We start from the raw sequence: 23,438 nt of genomic DNA on the forward strand, positions 1-23,438 counted from the left end.
AAACTTCAATATCAATGAAAACACCTTATTGGTCATTCTTGCTTATGCTATTGCCAAGCATGGCATATACACAAAACACGGAGAAAGAGAATGAATTTACGATGTCTATGCAAATCAGACCTCGTGCGGAGTATCGGAATGGTGCATTGACTCCACGGGATGAAGGGGTAGCTCCTACATCTTTCATCAATAACCGTGCACGCCTCTCGATGGATTATAAACGTTCGGATCTGGAACTAAAGATGTCGGCACAGCATGTCGGTGTTTGGGGACAAGACCCGCAGATTGAGAAGAATGGGCGTTTTATGTTGAATGAGGCTTGGGCGAAACTGAACTTTGGTGAAGGGTTCTTTGCTCAACTGGGACGTCAGTCATTGATTTATGATGATGAACGTATTTTGGGAGGACTGGATTGGAATGTAGCGGGCCGTTACCACGATGCATTGAAGCTGGGATATGCCAACAAAAATAATGAAGTCCATCTGATTCTTGCTTTTAACCAGAATAATGACAATAGAACAAGTGGAGGTACTTACTATGATTCTTCTACCGGACAGCCTTATAAGAATATGCAAACCGTCTGGTATCATTATAAAGCGGATAATGTTCCGTTCGGAGCTTCTTTATTGTTTATGAATCTGGGATTGGAAACGGGTGATAAAGCCACGGATGATTCTCATACCCGCTATTTACAAACAATGGGTACTTACCTCACTTATAAGAATAGTAACTGGAATCTGGATGGTGCTTTCTACTATCAGATGGGTAAGAATAAAGCTGCGGAGAAAGTTTCAGCTTTGATGGGTAGCATACAAGCCGCCTATACGTTTAATCAGACATGGGGAGCCGTGGCTAGTTTTGATTATTTAAGCGGTGATAAAGGAAATGGCGGTAAGTATAAGGCTTTTGATCCTCTTTATGGGACCCATCATAAATTCTATGGAGCAATGGATTATTTTTATGCTTCTACATTTGCAAACGGTTATGCACCGGGATTGATGGATGCTCGTATTGGAGGTCGTTTCCGTCTATCTGGCAAGGTAGATATGGAACTTAATTACCATTATTTTAGTACAGCAGTTAAAGTTCAGGATTTAAAGAAATCATTAGGTTCGGAAGTCGATTATCAGATAAACTGGTCGATCATGAAAGATGTGAAACTCTCTGCCGGATATTCTTTTATGCGTGGTACGAAGACGATGGACGCTGTGAAAACCGGCAATCATAAAAGCTGGCAGGATTGGGGATGGGTATCGTTGAATATCAATCCGAAAGTATTTTTCACTAAATGGTAGAGAAATAAACAGAATGATGAGAATCCCGGTTGACTTATGTTGACCGGGATTTTAGGACTTTGATCTCTATACCGAATATCTGCTTTTAGCCGAGGTAAATCCCTGTTGACTTAAGGCATCCGCAACTCCTTTGTAATGAAACGGATGTCGGTAGAAATCAGCTGCCAGGTCTGTCCAGTTGCCTACACGATTATTCCATGGACGTTCTTTAAGATAATGGGCGTAGATAACGTCATATTCAGCGAGTTTATCTTTTAAATCAGTCTTATATGTCTCTTCGAAAAAGACAGCCTGTTGTGGAAAACGAGGCTTTAATCCCGGTTCTTCTGCGGGGTAGCCGATACATAATCCCAACATAGGAAAGACATATTCCGGAAGTTTCAATTCATGGACAATTTCCAGCGCATTTTTACGTACATCTCCAATAGGGACTGTTCCCAATCCCAATGATTCGGCAGCCACGACAGCCGCTTCGAGAGCGATACCGACTTCATGAGCTCCCACGAGCAATGTGTCAATGTCCTGCATTACTTCATCGAGCGTTTGCTCTTTCTTATGGCAGGCAAGAGCCACCCTATGGTAATCAGTACAGAACACGAGGAATACGGGAGCTTCGGCAATGTGTACCTGATTTCCGCATAATTCGGCTAAACGTCTTCTATGGTCGGTATTCTTTACTGCAATTATGGAAACGAGTTGCAGGTTTACCCAGTTCGGTGCGGCTTGTACGGCACGGATGATGGAGTTTAAATCTTCATCACTTACCGTTCTGTCGGTGTATGAACGGATGGAACGATGTGCCAGCATACTATCTATGACTTTATTCATTTTTCTTATTATAGTTCATAATTTATAGCATTTCATGTTATTACCAACCTGCCAATGGTATTTTCCGTGCCGATGCGGGAAACGCGGTATCCAAATCATGCAAATCTTCCTCTGTCAGATGAATGGAAAGGCTTCGGAAATTATCTTCCACATGGGTTACATTACCGGCTTTGGGTATGGCAATGATACCGGGCTGACGCATCGTCCACGACAATGCGATTTGTGCAGGCGATACATCGTGTCGCCGGGCGATTTCCACCAATGTAGGGTGGCGCAGAAGTCGTCCTTCTCCGATGGGCGAATAAGCCATAAGCGGCATTCTACGGGCAGCGCACCACGGCATGAGGTCGAACTCTATGCCCCGGTCGCCGAGGTTATAGAGTACCTGATCGGTGGCGCAGCCGCTTCCACCGGACAGTGAAACAATACGTTCCATGTCGGCTGTGTCCATATTACTGACACCCCATAAACGGATTTTTCCCTCTTGTTGCAATTCGGTCATCGCCCGAACGGTTTCTTCATAAGGATGGCGTCCTTTCCAGTGCAACAGGTAGAGGTCGATATACTCCGTTCCGAGCTTCAGCAAACTTCGTTCACAGGCGAGTTTCGTTCCACGATAGCTTGCATTACTCGGTAAAACTTTGCTCACGAGAAGCACTTTCTCTCTACAGTCGCGGACAGCTTCGCCTACCAGTTCCTCGTTGTCGTACATCTCGGCAGTATCGACAAGGTTCATTCCCAGCTCGATGCCATGTTGTAATGCCCGTATTTCTTCATGCCGCCGTGCGGCGGATTGTCCCATTTTCCATGTGCCTTGTCCCAACGGACAAACAGTTTGTCCATTCGGGAAAGTGATTATTGGTCGTTCTGTTTTCTTCATATTGTCACTGCCATTATGTGTTTATTGCGGCTCATTAAGCTATTCCTGATAATAATGCTTGCCACTCCGACAAGCAGGAATGCCACAGCTCCCAACGGAGATGATTGTGTTCCCCATACAGTTATGAACATGCCACATATTGCCGCTCCCAACGCTGTTCCGAGATTTGCGGCGGTCAGGAACAATCCGTTGGCAAAATCGGGTGCTTCGGTTGCCGACGTAGATACCATGAATTGATTCCCGTTATTTGCAATACCTGCGAATATTCCCAATATCAGAATGACGATTGACGTTGGTATGGTCAGTTTCCCTAGTCCGTAAAGTACGAGATAAAGTATCGCCATGATGGCAGGTACGTATTTCAACGTGGCGAAAGGATGTTGTGCCAACAACTTTCCGGCTGCGATATTTCCGACGATATTTGCCATGCCGTAAACAAACAGCAGAAGGCTGATTACCTTGAAGGAGACATCTGTAACCGTTATCAGGTAATCGGACAAGTAGCTGTAAAATCCGAACATGGCTGCATTCATCAGTAATGCCGCAAGGAAGGAGTTCCACAATACGGGCTTTTTCAAAACGCTGAGTTGTGTGCCATACGATAACCGTTCCTTAACGGGCATGGACGGTATGAGGAAAATAGTGGCGAGCAGTACAAATGTATTAACAACGGTAAAAAATACCATTGCTGCAGAGAATGAAAATTCACTGGCGATGTAGCTCGTCACGGGCACTCCGAGCACCATTCCTGCCGATACTCCGGCAAAGATTTTGGAAACGGCTTTCGGAGCATCCTCCCGACTAACGGAAGAGGCTGCGGTTGAGAAAGCGATGGATACATAGAGCGGATGAAAGAATGCCGGAATCGCACGGGTTATCAACAGTACGGTAAAGTTCGTCGTGAAGACCGAAACGAGGTTGGAAATCACGAACACGGACAAGGCGAGCACCATGACCGTTTTACGGTTTACCCGTGAAAAAAGTAACGGTACGACGGGAGCAGAGAAGGCAATGATCAGCGCAAAGAGGCTGACCGTCCAACCCGCATCCGGCACCGTAACACCGAAGGTTTCGGCAATGATGGGGATGATGCCCACTACTCCCATTTCAGTATTCAATATTCCGAATACTCCGAGTGTGAGGATGAACATCAACAAGTGGTTATGCTTATTTTTAGTTGATATACTCATGTTTTTATTTTATTTGAGGTTTGACTTGAAAAATGCTTCCAGTTTGTCAAACGGAATCTTCCGGTCGTAAAGGTCGGTGTGGTTGGCTCCGGGAACGATTAGTAACTCCTTGTTGTTGCCCTTGAGGCGTTTGAAGGCATCCTCGCTGAAATAACGCGAATGGGCATTTTCGCCGTGAATGAGCAATACAGCATTATCAATCTCGTGGATATAGGTTAACAATGGCATATTGATGAACGAAAGAGCCATCGTGGGGTTCCATGCACCATTAGAATTGATGGCACGGGCGTGAAAAGCACGTTCAGTCTTGTAATAATCGAAGTAGTCTTTGACGAATTGCGGCTCGTCGCCCTTGATGCTAGTGGGCAGACCGGGCGTACCGGGAGTGGCCGTGCCGTTCTGTGCATCACGGGTCCGGATAGCATTCATCGCCTCGCGTTTGTTGCGGCGTACTTCGGCACTGTCCTCGGCATCGAAATAGCCGTTGGCATTCACGCGGCTCATATCGTACATTGTAGAAGCTACTGTTGCTTTGATGCGCGTGTCCATTGCCGCGGCATTCAGTCCCATACCACCGAATCCGCAGATGCCGATGATACCGATGCGTTTGGCATCTACATTGGGGTGTGCAATCAGGAAATCCACTGCCGCGCTAAAATCTTCGGTGTTGATGTCGGGCGATGCCACATTACGGGGTTCGCCACCGCTCTCGCCCGTATAAGAGGGGTCGAACGCAAGGGTGAGGAATCCGCATTCGGCCATTGTCTGCGCATAAAGTCCCGATGACTGTTCCTTCACAGCCCCGAAAGGGCCGCTAACGGCAATGGCAGGGACTTTACTTTCGATATTCTTGGGTTCGTACAAGTCGGCGGCAAGTGTGATGCCATAGCGGTTTTTGAAGGTTACTTTACGATGATTAACCTTGTTGCTCTGTGGGAACTTTTTGTCCCATTCCTGTGTAAGATTCAATGTGTCCATATGATTACTTGTTTTTTGATTTGTAATACCGTTCGTGCAGCCGGTAAGCAACCCCATACTTAACAAGGCTGCGATAGCTGCGGATTTAAAATTCGCTGTTCTCATCATTCTATTATTTAAATGGTTATTGTTCTATTTCATATTGCAAAGGTACGGCTATAAAATAAGCGGCACATTATTGTCGGGCTCAAAAGGAGTTACTCAAAAGCTCAACTATCTATTTTCTTAAAAGCTCCATGCAAATGGCTGGAAAAGTAGTTCTGAATTTATGATAATCAAGTTTGGCGATGGACAATATGGCATCAGCATACACATTGCTATGAAGATTGTATGCTCTATATTTTCCGGTAAATTATCAGGGCTGCCCTTACCGTAAGGTTACTGTAAGGAACAAGCTGTAAGTTGATGTGAAAGCCTCACTGCGATGTCGCAGTGAGGCTTAAATAATTTAATTAAAAAACTCAATATATTTTGCTCCGATTTACACGAATGTGGCGGTCGGCGGCATACCGTACTGTTTTTTGAAGGCGGTTGAGAAGTGAGACGGGTTCTTGAAACCGACTTCGGCATAAACATCCACGACCTTTTTGCCGCCCTCTTTCATCAGGGCGTAAGCTACTTCGAGTCGTTTACGGATAAGCCATTTTTCGGGAGTGAGGTCGCTGATTTTCTTGAAATCCCGTTTGAATGTGGCAAGGCTGCGTCCCGTGTAGTGTGCCATCTCTTCCATCGTGAGCTCGTACATGTAGTTCTCGTTCATAAATTCCAGAATATCTATTTTCCACGGTTCATTGAAGTCGAAAAGCGTCGGCGCGAACTTTTTGTCGATATGTAATAATGCGAGCAGACCTTCCTGCAATTTCAGTTGCATCAGGTCATCCGCAGGTTTCACCTTCGGATCGAAGTAGGGCGTCATCGAAGCGAACAGACTGGCGAGTTCGGCCGTTTTCGGAAGTTTTATCACTCCGGAATTGAGTTTCGCGGTATTGGTCGGTACTTTACGTTGTTCCAACTTACCGTACATTTCACGTAAGAAACGACGTGTGAACATCAGGAAGATACCGCAGTAGCGTTCACCATCTTTCGTCTTCTTGTACATCGTAATGTGATGGTCGCGCGGTATGAAGACGCATTCGCCTTTTCCGACATGAATTTGCTCATTGCCATTGTCGAGAATCATCTCACCCGAATAGACGTAATTGATGGCATATTCGCGGGAGCGATGTACGCAGCCGCTGAGGTCATCATAGAAGAAGCTGTAGAATACATCGTTGTAATTGAAGATAAGCTTCATTTGCCCTAATTGTTCATCTGTCATATTTTTTTGCTTTTCTTTCTGATTGCAAATATAGCAAAAACAGTTTTATTTCTCTTCGGCTCATTTATATATTTAACTTGTTTTCGATATAAGAGCCAAATTATTCCTTAGTTTCAACCCTGCCCCTGTTTCTTTATTATATGAATTTCTCTAAAGCGGCCTTATTCAAAATTTCCACCCGTTTCCCTTCCATAGTGATAAGCCCTTCCTTGATAATCTTATTAATTTCTTTCGATAAGGCGGGACGTGATACATTCAGGTATTCGGCAAGTTGGGATTGCGTATGTGTAATCTCCACTATCAGGGAATCTTTCTTCTTGTGCTCGAACAGATAAACGATAAATCTTTCCCGGACAGTCTTGCGGGAGAGTGGTTTCAGACGTGATACGGTACAGATATTGCAATTGCCTGCAATGCAGAGAAAATTGTGCAATACTTGCGGGTCCTGGCTGATAACTTTAAAGGTAGAATCCTTTGTTGCCATAAGTATCACACTGTCCTCAAGGGCAGTGAAAGTAGCCGGCAATGTGTTGTCCGAGCTAAAAAGATGTGGAGTGGCAAAAGTGCGTGGCGCAATGATATATTCAATCATCACTTCATTTCCCAGTCCGTCGATAATATCCGTGCGCAATTTCCCTTCCAACAACACATACAGTTTGTTGCAAGGCGTTCCCTGCGTAACAACTATCTCTTTCTTGTTTGCTATATAGACTACGAAATCTAGTTTCTCCAATAGGGATTCTTTAATGTTTAAGGGCAAATTCCGGAAAAGGGGGATTTGAAACAGCTTTTCTTTATGTGTGTCGGTCAGTTGTATTTTTTTCATTGTATCATGTTGTTCGTATTGTGGACAAAGATATAAATTAAATATTGGTAGAAAAAATCTTTTGTTATGTTTGAATCTGTAATCTGGGTATATTTCTCTGTAATTTATATACATTCGCTATGTTATAAATTGTCTATTTTTGCAGAGTAAAAAGACTGATTAATTCTGAAAGATGAAAGTAATAAAAGAAAGTTATGGCTAAAAAAGTTTTGATAATTTCGTCCAGTCCACGTAAAGGTGGTAATTCGGATTTGCTTTGTGATGAATTTATGAAAGGTGCTATTGAGGCGGGCAATGAAGTAGAGAAGATTTTTCTGAAAGACAAAACGGTTCATCCTTGTACGGGATGCAGTGTTTGCAGTATGTACGGTAAACCTTGTCCGCAGAAGGATGATGCAGCGGAAATCGTGGAGAAGATGATTGCTGCCGATGTGATTGTAATGGCAACCCCGGTCTATTTTTACACCATGTGCGGGCAGATGAAGATAATGATTGACCGCTGTTGCGCACGTTATACGGAAATAACCAATAAGGAATTTTATTTCATTATTGCGGCAGCAGAAAACGATAAAGCAATGATGGAGCGTACTATCGACGGCTTCCGTGGCTTCCTCGATTGCTTGGAAGGACCACTGGAAAAAGGGACGGTCTATGGAATCGGTGCATGGAAAGTAGGAGAGATTAAAGATACTCCCTACATGCAGGAAGCATATAATATGGGAAAGATGGTGTAACTGTTTGTTTTCCATATTAAAGATATTCATAAAGAATATGATAAATGGATTTGTTCGAATATTTGAGATATAGTTTTGAACTTAACTTTTAAAACCTGACGGGAAATCTGGAAAAGACGGTTATGTTTTCCAGATTTTCCGCCGTCTTTTTTTATAAGAAGAGGGGAAAAGGTGAGGGTAGTGAGGGAGGATTTCTAACATTCGTGTTTTTTTTTAGAGAAAATATAGATAGGAAAAAATAAAATATAAAAATAAAAGGTTGCAATTCCTCCCTCACTACCCTCACCTTTTTCCCCTTTTTACGATTACTTAATTGACTGGATTGCTTGTTCTGCCACAGAATTATTATAATTTTGTGGCAGAACTTTTTATTTTGTATAATTCGTTTGATAACTAACTAAGTGTCATGGGCTATAAAATAACGACTCTTGTGGAGAATTGTGTCTATGGACGTAAATTGCAGGCAGAGCATGGTCTTTCTCTTTATATTGAGACATCGGGACATCGGTTACTTTTCGATACGGGAGCATCCGACTTGTTTATCCGTAACGCCCGCTTGTTGCATATTGACTTGCAAAAAGTCGATTATTTGATATTATCTCATGGTCATAGCGATCATACGGGCGGACTACGTTATTTTTTGGAATTGAATACGCAGGCAACCGTTGTCTGTAAGCGTGAGATTTTTTCTCCTAAATTCAAGGATGAACGTGAGAACGGGATGATGCATACACAAAATCTCGATCGTTCCCGTTTCCGCTTTATTACAAAGCAGATCGAACTGCTTCCCGGAGTTTTCCTTTTTCCCTCTATTGATATTATAAATCAGGCAGATACCCATTTTGAACGTTTTTTGGTTCAGCAAGAAGATGGATGCAAAATACCGGATACTTTTCAGGATGAATTGGCGGTGGTATTGGTGGAACCGGAAGGATTTTCCGTATTAAGTGCCTGTTCTCATCGGGGAATAACCAATATTTTGCGTACGGTTCAGGCTGCCTTTCCCGAATCTCCTTGTAAGTTACTTTTGGGAGGTTTTCATATCCATAATGCGGAAAAACAAAAATATCAGGTCATTGCAGATTATTTACAGGAATATCTTCCCCGACAGATTGGCGTTTGTCATTGTACGGGAGTGGATAAATATGCCTTCTTTTACAAGGACTTTGGTGACAGCACATTTTATAATTACACGGGAAAACTAATTCAAACCGATTTATCGGAATAAATTTATAATAATTTGATATGAAGAAACTAATAACTTCTTTAGCGCTGGTACTATCAGCATTATCCAGCTATGCAATTACTCCTTTGTGGATGCGTGATGCACGTATATCACCGGATGGATCAGAAATTGTTTTTTGTTACAAGGGTGACATTTATAAAGTCCCTGCACAAGGAGGAACAGCTGTTCAACTCACCACACAAACCTCTTATGAAGCCAATCCGGTTTGGTCGCCCGATGGCAAGCAAATTGCGTTTGCCAGTGACCGGAATGGAAATTTTGACTTATTCATTATGCCTGCTGACGGAGGTGCCGCCCGGCGATTGACCTATCATTCTGCATCAGAAATACCGTCGGCTTTTACTCCGGATGGAAAGTATGTCTTTTTCTCTGCTTCTATACAGGATCCGGCAAGCACTGCCCTGTTTCCTACAGGAGCGATGACGGAATTATATAAAGTTCCTGTTGCCGGCGGACGTACCGAGCAAGTGCTGGGCACTCCTGCCGAACTGGTCTGTTTTGATAAAACAGGGAAGAACTTTCTTTATCAGGATCGTAAAGGGTTTGAAGATGAATGGAGAAAGCATCATACTTCTTCCATTACGAGAGATATCTGGTTATATAACACCCAAACGGGAAAACATACGAACCTGACAAACCGGGGAGGAGAGGACCGTAATCCTGTGTATGCACCTGATGGTAATGCTGTCTATTTTTTAAGTGAGCGTGATGGAGGTTCCTTCAATGTGTATACTTTCTCTTTGAATACCCCACAGGAAGTGAAAGCTGTGACTACTTTCAAAACTCACCCGGTACGTTTTTTGTCTGTCAGCGATAAAGGTACCTTATGTTATACCTATGATGGTGAGTTATACACACAGAAGTCTGGTGCACGTCCGGAAAAAGTAAAAGTAGAACTGGTCCGTGATGATGAGCAGCAGCTTGCTACACTTAAATTCTCACAGGGAGCAACTTCCGCTTCTGTATCTCCGGACGGTAAACAAGTGGCTTTTATTGTACGTGGTGATGTGTTTGTGACCTCAACTGATTATGCTACAACCAAGCAAATCACAAATACTCCGGCAAAAGAAGCTGCCGTTTCTTTTGCTCCGGACAACCGGACACTGGTTTATGCCAGCGAGCGAACCGGTAACTGGCAACTTTATACCGCCAAAATAAGTCGTAAGGAAGACCCGAATTTCCCTAATGCCACTCTTATTGAAGAGGAAGTATTATTACCGTCTAAAACGGTAGAACGTACTTATCCGCAATATTCACCGGACGGTAAAGAATTGGCTTTTATCGAAGACCGTAATCGTTTGATGGTACTCAATTTGAAAACAAAAAAGGTACGTCAGGTAACGGATGGTTCTACATGGTATAACACCGGAGGTGGATTCGATTACGAATGGTCGCCTGACGGTAAATGGTTCACTCTTGAATTTATAGGCAACCGCCACGATCCTTATTCGGATGTAGGCATTGTCAGCGCACAGGGAGGTGCAATTACTAATCTGACAAATAGTGGATATATCAGTGGTGCTCCGCGTTGGGTACTCGATGGGAATGCTATTCTTTTCCAAACCGAGCGCTATGGTATGCGTGCGCACGCTTCCTGGGGATCGCAGCAAGATGTGATGTTGGTGTTTCTCAATCAGGATGCTTATGATCGTTACCGTTTGAGTAAGGAAGATTTCGAATTACTCAAGGAATTTGAAAAGGAACAGAAGAAGGCAAAGGAGAAAGACGATGAGAAGACGAAAGACGGAAAGAAGTCTAAGGCGGAAAAAGCAGATAAAGGAAATGCTAACAAGGGAAAGACTGATAAAAGCAAGGCCGACAAGGAAAAGAGCAAAGTAGATAGCAGCAAAGACAGTAATCAGGATGAGTCTGCTGATGATAAGGCAGATCAAAAAGAGATACTTGTCGAGCTGAACGGCATTGAAGACCGTATCGTACGTTTGACTCCTAATTCTTCCGACTTGGGTAGTGCCATACTTTCAAAAGACGGGGAAGATCTTTACTATTTCTCCGCGTTCGAAGGTGGATATGACCTTTGGAAAATGAATCTCCGTGAAAAAGATACGAAGCGTCTGCACAAACTCAATACCGGTTGGGCATCGTTGATGTTGGACAAAAAAGGAGATATCTTTTTGTTGGGAAGCCGGATTATGCAAAAGATGGATGCCAAGTCGGATGCGTTGAAGTCCATCAGCTATCAGGCTGAAATGAAAATGGATTTGGCTGCCGAACGTGAAACGATGTTTGACCATGTGTACAAACAGCATCAAAAACGCTTCTACAATGTCAATATGCACGGGGTTGACTGGGATGCTATGACTAATGCTTATCGTAAGTTCTTGCCTCATATTGATAACAATTATGACTTTGCAGAATTATTGAGTGAGTGGTTGGGTGAGCTGAATGTTTCACATACCGGAGGACGTTATTCTCCCAAAGGAAAAGGAGATGTCACTTCTAATCTCGGACTCTTGTTCGACTGGAATTATCAGGGAAAAGGAATGCAGATTGCTGAAATAATAGAAAAAGGTCCGTTCGATCATTCACGTACCAAAGTAAAGGCTGGTTGCATCATTGAAAAGATTAATGGAGAAGAGATAACTCTCGATAATGACATAACCTGCTTGCTGAATAATAAAGCAGGGAAGAAAACATTGATTTCAATCTACAATCCACAAAATAAAGAGCGTTGGGAAGAAGTGGTGATGCCGGTCACCAACGGGCAACTGAATGGATTGTTATACAAACGTTGGGTAAAACAACGTGCGGCAGATGTTGAAAAATGGTCGAAAGGACGTTTGGGATATGTTCATATTCAGTCGATGGGAGATGATAGCTTCCGTACTGTATACTCGGACATTCTGGGAAAATATAACAACTGCGAAGGCATTGTGATTGATACCCGTTTCAACGGTGGTGGCCGTCTGCATGAAGATATTGAAATACTGTTCAGTGGTCAGAAGTATTTCACACAAGTAGTGCGTGGACGTGAAGCCTGTGATATGCCGAGCCGTCGTTGGAACAAACCTTCCATTATGTTGCAATGTGAGGCCAACTACTCGAATGCACACGGAACTCCGTGGGTATATAAACATCAAAAGATTGGCAAACTTGTCGGTATGCCTGTTCCGGGTACTATGACAAGTGTGTCTTGGGAAACTTTACAAGATCCTTCACTGGTCTTTGGTATTCCTATCGTCGGTTATCGTTTGCCTGACGGCAGTTATTTGGAAAATACCCAATTGGAACCGGATGTAAAGGTTGCCAATAATCCGGAAACAGTAGTCAAAGGAGAGGATACCCAACTAAAGGTGGCTGTGGATGAACTTCTGAAAGAGATAGATAGTCAGAAGAAGTAAATACGAGTATAATTATATCTAAAATAAAGAGTCGCTTCTTTGAAAGAATCAATCAGATTCTAACAGAGAAGCGACTTTCTTTTATAGTGATTTTCTTATATTGACCTTTTTATATGACTCCTTTTATAAGGCGTTTATTTTAAATAGATATAGGGCTTACTTCCAGACCGGCAGTAATCTATGGAGGGTTTTTCTAGTCATTATCTTCTGATTCAGGAAGCTGACGATATACCCCGTTATACAAGCGGCAATGAGTGATCCTTCTCGTACTCCCTGAATACCTTGAGTCAGCAGCAGCGAGAGAATCACGGCTAATGTAACCAAAGTAATATCAAAATAAACTTTGAACTTTCCAAATTCCTTGTTATAATGGCGGGATGCATATTTCACAAATGCTTCTGCGCTCATCATGGCTACTTTTGGTTTCAGTTCAAGCACTACTCCGATAGACTGCACCATGCATCCTGTAAGTAATAAAGCAATCGACATACCATAATTAGCGGGATGCAGTTCGCTTGTCAGCATCATATTGAAATCAATGAATGCCGAAAAGATAAAAGAGAACGGTAGTTGAAGAAGAATTTCAATAATATCTTGTCGGGTTCTATTCTTTCGGATTAACCAGAACTGTCCCAGGATAAGCACCATGTTGATGATAAATGTGCAAGTACCCAACGATAAAGGACTATTCAGGCTTAATACATAATTGATGCTCGATATGGGAGTAGTTCCCAATGCCGAGCGTATAATCAACACGATACCTGCCGCTAAAAAATAGAGTCCGATAACAAACACTAAATACCTCTTAAAAATCTCTTTCATTTCCATGTCTTTTTAACCTCTTTCTATTGATTCCTTTCTCATGTATTGAAAAGGATATGCAAAGGTCTTGTTTTTTACTCTGAAATAGATTATCTAATTCCATACAGTTTTTGTCATATCCGAAACAAATCGTATTTTTACGTCATAAAATAAAGGTGTAAATGGTAAAATCTCGTATATTTGATAATACACAATTGTTGAAGGAGCATCCTGAACTTCCTCATTATAAAGAGGAGGTAGTCTGTTTCCGGAGTGAATATAAAGATAGAAGTTATCCGGCAAATGAATGTTATTTCAATCGGGAGCTTTATATGATATTCGTTCTTGAAGGCCGTTCGGAAATTCTACTGAATGGAGAGTTTATTGCGATAGAACCGAATATGTTACTTATTCACGGAGCAAATTATCTCACGGAACATCTTTATTCAAGCCGGGATATTAAATTTATCACTCTCGCCCTTTCCGAATCTATGCGGACGGACGATTCATATCTGACACAAATCACGGCAATCCTGTTGGCAACCATGAGGCGGAATAAGCAATATACGATTCAGTTGACAGAGTATGAAGCTCAAATCATCCATAAGGAGCTGGAAGTATTGATGCATCTGATGAATATTGAACATCATTTCCTTTTCCGGCGTATACAGGCAGCGTGCAATTCTCTGTTTTTGGATATAGCAGATTTTCTTTCCCGAAAGACCGTTATCAAAAAAGAGATCAGTCGTAAAGACCACGTTCTGCAAGAATTTCATGCACTTGTTACCCGTAATTTCAGGGAAGAACATTTTGTGAGCTTTTATGCGGATAAACTGGCTATTAGTGAACAGTACCTGGTACGCATTGTACGTCTTGGAACAGGTAAGACTATCAATAGCCTTATTAATGAATTGTTAGTAATGGAAGCGCGTACTTTATTGAGTTCTACCAAATTTACGGTTGGCGAGATTGCTGCTAAACTGGGGTTTAGTGATGCAGCCGGTTTTTGTAAGTTCTTTAAAAGAAATGCGGGACAGACCCCGTTGAATTATCGGAAAGGATTATTGATTTGAACGGAAAGGATTATTGATTTGAACGGAAAGGATTGCTGAACTGAATGGGGAATTACTGAACTGAATAGTGAATATAATGAATTTAAATAATAAGTTGGCTGATTTGAATGAAAATGGAAGTAGGTTGATGCAACTCAACTGTCCTTAAAGACCGTATACATCAACCTACCTGAATATATAGTGAATGGGTTTGATTTTAACCGATCACTGCTGTGATATCTTCTACAATCTGTTCATCCGTCAGATGATTGGCACGGAGAAACTCCTGTATATCATATCGGTCAACAAATTCTTTTTTAGCTCCAAAGTTCAGAACTTTCATGTTTGTAGCACCATAATAACGGGCAATCTTTTCACCGAAACCGCCATCCAATACACCGTCTTCCAACGTAATCACTAATTCGTGATCTGCTTTCAGTTCATCCATCAGTTCGTTGTCTACACCGGTGATGTAACGCGGATTGATGAGTGTTGCGTCAATATTGGCTTTTTCTTTCAGAAGTGATGCAACCGACTGTCCCAATCCATAGAACGAACCTAAAGCAAGAATGGCTACTTTTGATCCACGATGCGTCACTTTATAGCGATTGAGAACACTATAATCAGTCTCCACCGGTTCCCCACAAGTAATTACATCTGTTGCCGGTACACGGATAGCAACCGGGTATTCATTTTGGCGGATACTCCATTCTAGCATAGCAAGATATTCCTCTTTGCAAGTCGGTGCCAGATAAACCATATTAGGAATATTGCTGATGAGCGGAATATCGAAGAAGCAGAGGTGAGTTACATCATTCATTCCGGACAGTGTTCCCCAGAATACCAACAAAACAGCCGGGTTATTATTGATACAGAGGTCTTGCGAAAGTTGATCGTATGAACGTTGGATAAATGTACTATACACTCCGTAAACAGGTTTTCCGCCATTGGCTGCGATACCCGAAGCAAGAGCTACTGCGTGTTCTTCTGCAATGCCGACATCTACAAACTGTTTGCCAGCTTCCTTGCGGCGGTCCGGAGTGAATCCGAGAACGGCAGGAGTACCCGAAGTGATTGTCACCACACGAGAATCTTCTTCCATCTTTTTCAGCAGATATTGAGCGGTTACTTCGCTGTAATCTTCTTCCTCATAATTGACTTTTGCTTCTCCGGTTTCCGGATTGAATGGAGTGCGCCAGTGATAAGTCTCTTTATCCTGTTCGGCACGTTCATAACCTTTACCTTTCAAAGTGTTGATGTGTACTACTATCGGATGCTGAATATCTTTCACTTTGGAGAATGCTTCAATCAACGCCTGTACATCGTTACCGTCATTTACATATATATAATCCAGACCCATAGCCTTGAAGAAGTTACATTCGCACTGACCGTTGCTGTCACGCAATTCTTTCAGGTTCTTATATAGTCCACCGTGATTTTCGGCAATAGACATCTGATTGTCATTGACAATAATAATCATGTTAGTACCAAGCTCTGCTACATAATCCAATCCTTCGAAAGCTTCACCTCCGCTTAAAGAACCATCCCCTATGACGGCTATGATATTTTCATTGCCGCCTGTAAGGTCACGTCCCTTTGCCAATCCGCTGGCCAGACTGACAGAAGTGGAAGTATGTCCAATGATGAAGAAGTCATGTTCACTTTCTTGCGGTTCGGTATAACCTGATACGTTGTCGTATTTTTCCGGATGAAGGAACGCATCTTTACGACCGGTCAGCATCTTGTGTACATAACTCTGGTGCGATACGTCAAATACAATTTTGTCTTTGGGCGAATTGAATACATAATGTAAAGCAATCGTTGCTTCCACCATTCCGAAATTAGGTCCGAAATGCCCGCCATGCTCACTTAATTTTTGCAGGAGTGCTGCACGGATTTCTCCACCTAATTCGTTTAGCTCTTTTTCCGACAGTTTCTTAACATCTGCAGGAGAATAAATATTTTCTAAATACATATCAAACAGTTTTTCTAAATAATGTTTTTACTTATTTCTTTATGACACTGCAAAGATACAGCAGGATTTGAAATCTGTTTGTATATGAATTACGGATTGTTTTACCTATATTACAGTTCCCTTATTTGAGGGACTATATTTTTATGCTAAAGCCTGATTTCTGTATTCATTAGGCGTGCATCCGACGCGTCTTTTGAATAATCTGCAGAGATGTTGCGGGTATTGGAATCCTAACGAATAAGCTATCTGGCTGACGGTTTCTTCCGTATCGACAATACGTTCTTTGGCTAGTTCGATTACTTTGGTCTGAATATGTTCCTGTGGAGTTTTTCCTGTTTCTTTTTTTACCATATCACCAAAGTAGTTGGGGGAGAGATAGACTTTATCAGCAAAGTACTTCACGGAAGGTAACCCGTTTTGTATGGGAAGTTGATCTTGGAAATATTCATCCAGAAGTTGTTCAAACTTTGTAAGAGCATCTTTATTGGCACTGTTCCGGGTGATAAACTGCCGTTCATAAAAACGCATACAGTAGTTCAGTAACAGTTCGATATTCATGGCGATTAATGCTTTGCTATGTTTATCGATACCATGCTCAAGTTCGATACTGATTTTCTTCAGGCAATCCATGACTATTTCCTTTTCCTGATCTGAAAGATGTAAAGCCTCGTTTACTGCATAAGAGAAGAAAGTATATTTCTTAATATCTTTTCCAAGTGAGGTGCCGCGAATCAGGTCCGGATGGAAAATAATACCATAAACAGCCGGATTGATTTCATCTTCAATGGTACTCACACCGGCTGTCTGACCTGGGGCAAAACAGACAATGGTTCCTTCTTGGTAATCATAATACTGACGACCATATTTAATGTCACAGCTCTTGCTCTCTTTTAGGAAAAGAGCATAAAGACCATAGTTCATCTGGATATGGTTAACTGTTTTCGTTGCTTTGGTCAAGTCGATGACACTAACCAAAGGATGCAATGTTTCCAGTCCGTACAGTTCGTTATACTGATTTACATTCTCTAGTTTTATAACTTTATCCATGGCTTTTGGTATTTGGAATCGGTAACAAAGATACAGATAAATGTTCTGTTTTCATAGTAGGGAAATGACTAATCTGTAATTGGGGTTATCATACCCGTAATCCGTCTACAACGGCTTCTTTATATTCTTCTGACCTTTGCCATGTTAAATAAAACTTGATGAATCAGAGGAAATTAATAAAAGAGAGAATATGGATAGAAAGCATTTTTTGAAAAGCGTGTTACTAACAACCGGAGGCGTACTATTAGGTGGTACGACTATTTATCGGTGTTTGAATAGTAAAGAAACGACAGACACTTCACTTCCTTCGCTAATCGATAAAACACATCAGGGAAATATGAAAAAGATACTTGTAATAATGAGTGCAGGCACAAAACGCGGCAATACAGACCGACTGACCGATGCATACATTAAAGGATTGGTAGAGCGCGGACATTCTGTGACGAAGGTTTATCTGGGTAGTATGCGGATAGAAGGGTGCCGGGGATGTGGAGTTTGTCAGCGTCTTGCACATCAGTGTACTGTTCGCGACGACATGCAGGATATATATCCTTTGTTTGCGGAATGTGATACAGTGGTTATGGCTTCTCCTCTTTACTTTTGGACAATCACGGCAAAGCTGAAATCGTTCATTGATAGACTTTATGCCATTTCTGTCGATGATAAATATCCTCAAAAAGATTCGGTATTACTGATGACAGCCGGTGATGATAATGATACGACCTTCGAACAGCCCATACGATATTTTCGTCTTCTCAATCAGGCGTTAGGTTGGAATGAAGTGGGATTATATTGTGCCGGCGGTTCTACCGGATGCGAGAAACTGGCACGGCAGATTGATAAAGTACATCTTGAAAACGCCTATAAAATGGGATTGGAATTATAAATAGCATATAGTAACTATGGAACAAAAAAATAAATTAAAACTCAATTCGGGCGGTTTGCTCGTCTTTATCCTTACGGTCGGTGTATTTGGAATTATAAACACCGAAATGGGAGTAGTGGGGATCCTGCCCTTGATAGCCACAACTTTTAATGTTTCCGTACCTCAAGCCGGCTGGACGGTAAGTGTTTTCGCATTGGTGGTGGCTGCGTCAGCCCCTGTGACTCCTTTATTATTTTCGGGGATTAACCGGAAGAAAGTAATGTTGCTGGCATTGGGATTGTTTACAATAAGTAATGTAATATCCATGTTTACCTCTAATTTCACAGTATTGTTGATTGCTCGGATACTTCCCGCTTTCCTGCATCCGGTATATGTCTCTATGGCTTTTACAGTAGCCGCGGCGTCTGTCAGCAAGGAACAGGCTCCCAAGGCTGTTTCTAAAGTCTTTGTCGGTGTGTCCGCCGGCATGGTGCTGGGCGTTCCGGTGACTAGTTTTATTGCCAGCGAAGTTTCGTTCTCCATGGCGATGTTGTTTTTCACTGTTGCAAACGCATTAGTCTTTGTTGCTACGATTCTGTTTATCCCTTCCATGCCTGTAAAAGAAAAAGTATCTTATGGTGCACAGCTTAGCGTATTGAAGAAAACAACGATGTGGTATTCAATTATTGCTGTTACCTTAATTAATGGAGCTATGTTCGGATTCTTTAGCTATATGTCGGATTACCTGAAAAAAGTAACGGAGGTCCCATATAATGTGATAAGTGCAGTGTTGCTCGTATATGGTTTGGCAAATATTGTGGGTAATGTGATGGCGGGGAAACTGCTATCAATAAATGCCAAACGTTCAATTATCCTTATGCCTTTTGCATTATTGGTTTCATATATCTGTCTGTTCATCGTTGGAGAATGGATTGGAGCTATGGTGATTGTCATCCTTATTTTAGGCGTATTGGCGGGTATAGCAAGTAATAATATGCAATATATGATAGCAGATGCTGCTCCCGAAGCACCAGACTTTGCCAATGGAATGTTTCTGACTTCAGCCAATTTAGGAACGACGATTGGTACAGCTATATGCGGAGCTTTTATTACAGAGATGGGCACACGATATTCTGTTTTCGGCTCGTTGTTTTTCCTGATTGCGAGTATTGTATTCGTTTATCTGCGGGTTCGCGTAGCGCATATCCGGAAGCAGGTTAATATCAATATTGTAACAGAATAATAAAAAAATATAATCTGTAATTGGGGTTATTATGTCAGTAATTCATCTACAAAAGGTCTCTTTCTTTCATCGTATTTTTGCAATGTAGAAAGTAGACAATCAATTCTTTAATAATTAAAAATAAGAGATATGAAACGGATTTTATTATTAACAACTGTATTTATGATGATGCTTGGAACTAGTTTTTCTTCTGCACAGACAGATGCAGATAACTTTTATAAAAGTGATTTGGTAAGTGTGGAGAAAGTTTCTTTTTCCAACCAGTATAAAATGAAGGTAGCCGGAAATTTGTTTCTGCCTAAGAATATGAAAGAAGGGGACAAATACCCTGCAATCATTGTCGGACATCCAATGGGAGCTGTCAAGGAACAGAGCGCGAATCTTTACGCAACGAAAATGGCCGAACGGGGGTTTGTAACACTCTCCATAGACCTGTCTTTTTGGGGTGGGAGTGAAGGCGAGCCGCGCAATGCTGTTCTGCCGGAAGTTTATGCGGAAGACTTTAGTGCCGCAGTTGATTTTTTAGGTACCCGTCCGTTTGTTGACCGGAATCTAATTGGAGTAATCGGTATTTGCGGTAGTGGAAGTTTTGCTATCAGTGCAGCGAAAATAGACCCTCGCCTTAAAGCCATTGCGACAATCAGTATGTACAATATGGGTACGGCTAGCCGTAACGGGTTAAAACACTCATTGACATTGGAACAGAGAAAGCAAATAATGGCTGAAGCGGCAGAACAGCGTTATGCTGAATTTTTAGGTGGAGAAACTAAATATACAGGTGGCACTGTACATCAACTGACAGAAAAGTCCAGTCCGATTGAACGGGAGTTCTATGAGTTCTACCGTACACAAAGAGGAAAATTTACCCCCGACGGAGCAACTCCTATGACCACCACTCATCCTACACTTTCAAGCAATGTGAAATTTATGAATTTCTATCCTTTCGAAGATATTGAGACTATTTCACCCCGCCCTATGCTTTTCATCACCGGTGAAAATGCCCACTCACGTGAATTTAGTGAAGACGCCTACCGATTCGCTGCCGAACCTAAAGAACTGTATATAGTACCCGGTGCCGGACACGTAGATCTTTACGATCGTGTGAGCCTTATTCCATTTAATAAACTGGAATCCTTCTTTAAGGAATATCTAAAGAAATAAGTTTTAATACTATAAATATGAGATACTATATAATAGCAATTCTTACTATGCTGACATTATCGGTCGGTTCCGCATCATGTAGCGAAGATGAACCTATACAGGGAACAGGTCAACAAGTGACTCCGGGTAATGGTTCTGGTTCCGGTGATAATGGCAGTAACAATAATGGCAATAATCCCGATGATAATGACGACAATAACGATGATACCCCAGTGAGCAATAATCTTAAAATAACAATCGGACCTGTTTCATTCAATGCCACATTGGACAATAATGAGACAGCGAAAGCATTTAAGAGACTACTCCCTATGACAGTGGATATGTCCGAACTGCATGGTAATGAAAAATATTATTATCTGTCGAAAGGTTTGCCGACAGCGTCGTCCAATCCCGGGACTATTCGGACAGGTGACTTGATGCTTTACGGTTCCACTTGTGTGGTCTTATTTTATGAAACCTTTTCCACTTCATATACTTATACCCGTTTAGGACGTATAACAAATCCTTCAGGACTGGCCTCCGCCCTTGGTTCAGGAGGCGTAAATGTAACTTTTGAAATAACAGATTAAAGAATAAACTAATGGAACAAATAAGAAATAAAGAATATGGAGGCGAACGTCCTCTGTTCGCGACCCACGACCTTCAACTGGAAGATGTAACAATTCACGCCGGTGAATCTGCATTGAAAGAATGTAGTAATATTATAGCAATCAACTGTCGCTTTGAAGGAAAATATCCTTTTTGGCATACCAACGGATTCATTGTGAAAAACTGTCTCTTTACAGAGGGAGCCCGTGCTGCTCTATGGTACTCTCAAAGTCTGCAAATGGCAGATACCTTGGTAGAAGCACCGAAGATGTTCCGTGAAATGGATGGAATAAAACTCGAAAACGTGCAGTTGCCTAATGCTTTGGAAACGTTTTGGTATTGTCGTAATATAGAGCTGAAGAACGTACAGATTGATAAAGCGGATTACCTTTTTATACACAGTGAGAATATTAAGATACAAAACTATGCCCAAAACGGGAACTATTCGTTCCAATATTGCAAGAATGTAGAAATCCGTAATGCAGTTATCAACTCCAAAGATGCTTTCTGGAATACGGAAAATGTAACAGTCTATGATTCCGAGCTGAACGGAGAATATCTGGGCTGGCATTCTAAAAACTTACGTTTGGTAAATTGCAGGATTTCGGGGACTCAACCGCTTTGCTACGCACATGATCTGGTGATGGAAAATTGTACGATGGCAGAAGATGCTGACCTTGCTTTTGAACACAGTAGTGTGAAGGCAACGATTAAAAGTCCCGTTCATAGCGTAAAAAATCCTCGTACGGGAAGTATTGTTGCCGAAAGTTTCGGAGCAATCATTTTGGACGAAAATATTAAATCACCAGCAAATTGCGAATTGAAACTTTGGGACGATCTAACCTGTTTTGATTGAAATATGAAATATAATTTCGATGAAATTATTCCACGCAGAGGTACGAATTCCTATAAATGGGATTCGTCCGCAGATGCGGATGTCTTGCCGATGTGGGTGGCTGATATGGATTTCCGTACAGCTCCCCCCGTCGTGGAGGCATTGAAGAAGCGGGTGGAACATGGGGTTTTCGGATATGTACGCGTACCTGACGCATACTACGAAGCGATAACCAATTGGTTTGCACGACGACATGCCTGGCGGATAGAAAAAGAATGGATTATTTATACTACCGGAGTTGTGCCGGCAATATCTGCTGCAATTAAAGCACTGACAGTACCCGGCGATAAAGTGATGGTACAGACGCCTGTATATAACTGCTTTTTCTCCTCTATCCGTAATAACGGGTGCGAGATGATTGCCAATCCTTTAGTATATAGAAACAGAGGGTATCAGATTGACTTTGATGATTTGGAGAAGAAAACTTCCGATCCGAAGGTAAAACTCATGTTGTTATGTAATCCGCATAATCCTGTCGGAAGAGTATGGAGTAAGCAGGAATTAAGGCAGATAGGTGAGATTTGTATTCGGAATAATGTGTTTGTGATTGCTGATGAAATTCATTGTGAATTGGTTTTTCTGGGGCATGAATATACTCCTTTCGCTTCTATATCAGAAGAGTTTCTTATGAATTCGGTAACCTTTGTTTCGCCTAGCAAGGCTTTTAATCTGGCAGGGCTTCAGATAGCCAATATTATTTCTGCAGATGCAAATGTACGGGTGAGAATAGATAAAGCGATTAATATAAATGAAGTTTGTGATGTGAATCCTTTCGGAGTGGAGGCGTTGATGGCTGCTTACAATGAGGGCGAAGAATGGCTGGAAGAACTTAAAATCTATTTGTTTGCGAATTACATCTATTTAAAAGGTTATTTTGATGAATATCTTCCGGAATTTCCCGTAATGATGTTGGAAGGTACATATCTGGTTTGGGTGGATTGCTCGGTCTTGAATCAAACGTCAGCAGAAATAGTAAAAGACTTGTTGAAGAAAGAAAAACTTTGGGTGAACGAAGGCAGTCTGTATGGAGAGACTGGTGAAGGGTTTATCCGTATCAATATTGCGTGTCCGCGACAGCGGTTGATAGAAGGATTAAACAGATTGAAGCGGGTACTGAAATCATAAATACGAATGAAAAGAAGTAGTTAGAAAAAAGA

Annotated in this window: 20 protein-coding genes; 11 read left to right on the plus strand and 9 right to left on the minus strand. The window is 41.9% G+C overall.

Annotation, left to right across the window (positions count from 1 at the left end; all coding sequences use genetic code 11):
• The first annotated feature begins 14 nt into the window (after positions 1-14).
• The gene (locus tag KSX81_RS20150) at positions 15-1,295 is read left to right on the plus strand and encodes an alginate export family protein (RefSeq protein WP_115484053.1); all 1,281 of its coding nucleotides are present in this window, start codon (positions 15-17) and stop codon (positions 1,293-1,295) included.
• A 66-nt stretch (positions 1,296-1,361) separates the two neighbouring features.
• Here KSX81_RS20150 and KSX81_RS20155 read toward each other — a convergent pair whose 3' ends face one another.
• From KSX81_RS20155 to KSX81_RS20180, 6 genes are all read right to left on the minus strand, one after another.
• The gene (locus KSX81_RS20155; protein WP_115484054.1) at positions 1,362-2,123 is read right to left on the minus strand and encodes an NADPH-dependent oxidoreductase; all 762 of its coding nucleotides are present in this window, start codon (positions 2,121-2,123) and stop codon (positions 1,362-1,364) included.
• Between the two features lie 40 nt (positions 2,124-2,163).
• The gene (locus KSX81_RS20160) at positions 2,164-3,003 is read right to left on the minus strand and encodes an aldo/keto reductase (RefSeq protein ID WP_217725650.1); all 840 of its coding nucleotides are present in this window, start codon (positions 3,001-3,003) and stop codon (positions 2,164-2,166) included.
• On the minus strand, positions 3,000-4,193 hold the full coding sequence (locus KSX81_RS20165; protein WP_118032045.1) for an MFS transporter: 1,194 nt from the start codon (positions 4,191-4,193) through the stop codon (positions 3,000-3,002). Before KSX81_RS20165 ends, KSX81_RS20160 begins: the two co-directional genes overlap by 4 nt.
• Before the next feature lie 9 nt (positions 4,194-4,202).
• Positions 4,203-5,276: an alpha/beta hydrolase gene (locus KSX81_RS20170; protein WP_115484076.1), complete on the minus strand. Its 1,074-nt coding sequence runs from the start codon at positions 5,274-5,276 to the stop codon at positions 4,203-4,205.
• Between the two features lie 376 nt (positions 5,277-5,652).
• Entirely contained in the window at positions 5,653-6,489 is an 837-nt protein-coding gene (locus KSX81_RS20175) for an AraC family transcriptional regulator (RefSeq protein ID WP_004304056.1), read from the minus strand.
• Between the two features lie 136 nt (positions 6,490-6,625).
• Positions 6,626-7,315: a Crp/Fnr family transcriptional regulator gene (locus tag KSX81_RS20180; protein ID WP_004304055.1), complete on the minus strand. Its 690-nt coding sequence runs from the start codon at positions 7,313-7,315 to the stop codon at positions 6,626-6,628.
• A gap of 194 nt (positions 7,316-7,509) precedes the next feature.
• Between KSX81_RS20180 and KSX81_RS20185 the strand changes: the two genes are divergently transcribed.
• The 3 genes from KSX81_RS20185 to KSX81_RS20195 all read left to right on the plus strand — a co-directional run bounded on the left by KSX81_RS20185 (position 7,510) and on the right by KSX81_RS20195 (position 12,654).
• On the plus strand, positions 7,510-8,049 hold the full coding sequence (locus tag KSX81_RS20185; protein ID WP_004321298.1) for a flavodoxin family protein: 540 nt from the start codon (positions 7,510-7,512) through the stop codon (positions 8,047-8,049).
• A 406-nt stretch (positions 8,050-8,455) separates the two neighbouring features.
• A complete protein-coding gene (locus KSX81_RS20190; protein WP_004321297.1) occupies positions 8,456-9,277 on the plus strand; it encodes an MBL fold metallo-hydrolase in 822 nt (273 codons plus the stop codon).
• Between the two features lie 17 nt (positions 9,278-9,294).
• Positions 9,295-12,654 (plus strand): S41 family peptidase, encoded by a 3,360-nt coding sequence (locus tag KSX81_RS20195; protein WP_004321296.1) that lies wholly within the window; start codon positions 9,295-9,297, stop codon positions 12,652-12,654.
• Positions 12,655-12,810: 156 nt separating this feature from the next.
• On the opposite strand, the gene KSX81_RS20200 is transcribed toward KSX81_RS20195, so the two are convergent.
• Positions 12,811-13,482 carry a YczE/YyaS/YitT family protein gene (locus tag KSX81_RS20200; RefSeq protein ID WP_004297076.1) on the minus strand — a complete coding sequence of 224 codons (672 nt, stop codon included), beginning with the start codon at positions 13,480-13,482 and terminating at the stop codon, positions 12,811-12,813.
• Between the two features lie 155 nt (positions 13,483-13,637).
• Between KSX81_RS20200 and KSX81_RS20205 the strand changes: the two genes are divergently transcribed.
• Entirely contained in the window at positions 13,638-14,528 is an 891-nt protein-coding gene (locus KSX81_RS20205; RefSeq protein WP_004297074.1) for a helix-turn-helix domain-containing protein, read from the plus strand.
• Positions 14,529-14,724: 196 nt separating this feature from the next.
• Here the strand turns inward: KSX81_RS20205 and KSX81_RS20210 are convergent, their stop codons facing one another.
• Entirely contained in the window at positions 14,725-16,482 is a 1,758-nt protein-coding gene (locus tag KSX81_RS20210) for a 1-deoxy-D-xylulose-5-phosphate synthase (protein ID WP_004297073.1), read from the minus strand.
• 141 nt (positions 16,483-16,623) lie between these two features.
• Complete coding sequence (locus tag KSX81_RS20215; protein ID WP_004297072.1) at positions 16,624-17,529, minus strand: helix-turn-helix domain-containing protein; 906 nt, start codon at positions 17,527-17,529, stop codon at positions 16,624-16,626.
• Between the two features lie 190 nt (positions 17,530-17,719).
• Here KSX81_RS20215 and KSX81_RS20220 point away from each other — a divergent pair, with 190 nt between their 5' ends.
• From KSX81_RS20220 to KSX81_RS20245, 6 genes are all read left to right on the plus strand, one after another.
• Entirely contained in the window at positions 17,720-18,415 is a 696-nt protein-coding gene (locus tag KSX81_RS20220) for a flavodoxin family protein (protein WP_004297071.1), read from the plus strand.
• A gap of 16 nt (positions 18,416-18,431) precedes the next feature.
• A complete protein-coding gene (locus KSX81_RS20225) occupies positions 18,432-19,637 on the plus strand; it encodes an MFS transporter (protein ID WP_004297070.1) in 1,206 nt (401 codons plus the stop codon).
• A gap of 129 nt (positions 19,638-19,766) precedes the next feature.
• Positions 19,767-20,798 (plus strand): alpha/beta hydrolase, encoded by a 1,032-nt coding sequence (locus KSX81_RS20230; protein ID WP_004297068.1) that lies wholly within the window; start codon positions 19,767-19,769, stop codon positions 20,796-20,798.
• A gap of 17 nt (positions 20,799-20,815) precedes the next feature.
• A complete protein-coding gene (locus KSX81_RS20235; RefSeq protein WP_004297067.1) occupies positions 20,816-21,367 on the plus strand; it encodes a cyclophilin-like fold protein in 552 nt (183 codons plus the stop codon).
• Positions 21,368-21,378: 11 nt separating this feature from the next.
• Positions 21,379-22,242, plus strand: coding sequence for a DUF3737 family protein (locus tag KSX81_RS20240; protein ID WP_004297066.1), 864 nt, complete (start codon positions 21,379-21,381; stop codon positions 22,240-22,242).
• Between the two features lie 3 nt (positions 22,243-22,245).
• Positions 22,246-23,406, plus strand: coding sequence for a MalY/PatB family protein (locus KSX81_RS20245; RefSeq protein WP_004297065.1), 1,161 nt, complete (start codon positions 22,246-22,248; stop codon positions 23,404-23,406).
• Positions 23,407-23,438: the final 32 nt, after the last annotated feature.

Source organism: Bacteroides sp. MSK.18.37, assembly GCF_019129155.2.
GTDB classification, from domain to species: Bacteria; Bacteroidota; Bacteroidia; order Bacteroidales; family Bacteroidaceae; genus Bacteroides; species Bacteroides ovatus.

Excerpts from the sequence above, each read along its gene's own strand:
- KSX81_RS20170 (WP_115484076.1), bottom strand. The coding sequence starts at position 5,276 with ATGAGAACAGCGAATTTTAAATCCGCAGCTATCGCAGCCTTGTTAAGT.
- KSX81_RS20195 (WP_004321296.1), top strand. The coding sequence starts at position 9,295 with ATGAAGAAACTAATAACTTCTTTAGCGCTGGTACTATCAGCATTATCC.
- KSX81_RS20175 (WP_004304056.1), bottom strand. The coding sequence starts at position 6,489 with ATGACAGATGAACAATTAGGGCAAATGAAGCTTATCTTCAATTACAAC.
- KSX81_RS20155 (WP_115484054.1), bottom strand. The coding sequence starts at position 2,123 with ATGAATAAAGTCATAGATAGTATGCTGGCACATCGTTCCATCCGTTCA.
- KSX81_RS20230 (WP_004297068.1), top strand. The coding sequence starts at position 19,767 with ATGAAACGGATTTTATTATTAACAACTGTATTTATGATGATGCTTGGA.
- KSX81_RS20220 (WP_004297071.1), top strand. The coding sequence starts at position 17,720 with ATGGATAGAAAGCATTTTTTGAAAAGCGTGTTACTAACAACCGGAGGC.
- KSX81_RS20210 (WP_004297073.1), bottom strand. The coding sequence starts at position 16,482 with ATGTATTTAGAAAATATTTATTCTCCTGCAGATGTTAAGAAACTGTCG.
- KSX81_RS20245 (WP_004297065.1), top strand. The coding sequence starts at position 22,246 with ATGAAATATAATTTCGATGAAATTATTCCACGCAGAGGTACGAATTCC.
- KSX81_RS20235 (WP_004297067.1), top strand. The coding sequence starts at position 20,816 with ATGAGATACTATATAATAGCAATTCTTACTATGCTGACATTATCGGTC.
- KSX81_RS20215 (WP_004297072.1), bottom strand. The coding sequence starts at position 17,529 with ATGGATAAAGTTATAAAACTAGAGAATGTAAATCAGTATAACGAACTG.
- KSX81_RS20185 (WP_004321298.1), top strand. The coding sequence starts at position 7,510 with ATGGCTAAAAAAGTTTTGATAATTTCGTCCAGTCCACGTAAAGGTGGT.
- KSX81_RS20180 (WP_004304055.1), bottom strand. The coding sequence starts at position 7,315 with ATGAAAAAAATACAACTGACCGACACACATAAAGAAAAGCTGTTTCAA.
- KSX81_RS20190 (WP_004321297.1), top strand. The coding sequence starts at position 8,456 with ATGGGCTATAAAATAACGACTCTTGTGGAGAATTGTGTCTATGGACGT.
- KSX81_RS20160 (WP_217725650.1), bottom strand. The coding sequence starts at position 3,003 with ATGAAGAAAACAGAACGACCAATAATCACTTTCCCGAATGGACAAACT.
- KSX81_RS20200 (WP_004297076.1), bottom strand. The coding sequence starts at position 13,482 with ATGGAAATGAAAGAGATTTTTAAGAGGTATTTAGTGTTTGTTATCGGA.
- KSX81_RS20205 (WP_004297074.1), top strand. The coding sequence starts at position 13,638 with ATGGTAAAATCTCGTATATTTGATAATACACAATTGTTGAAGGAGCAT.
- KSX81_RS20150 (WP_115484053.1), top strand. The coding sequence starts at position 15 with ATGAAAACACCTTATTGGTCATTCTTGCTTATGCTATTGCCAAGCATG.
- KSX81_RS20240 (WP_004297066.1), top strand. The coding sequence starts at position 21,379 with ATGGAACAAATAAGAAATAAAGAATATGGAGGCGAACGTCCTCTGTTC.
- KSX81_RS20165 (WP_118032045.1), bottom strand. The coding sequence starts at position 4,193 with ATGAGTATATCAACTAAAAATAAGCATAACCACTTGTTGATGTTCATC.
- KSX81_RS20225 (WP_004297070.1), top strand. The coding sequence starts at position 18,432 with ATGGAACAAAAAAATAAATTAAAACTCAATTCGGGCGGTTTGCTCGTC.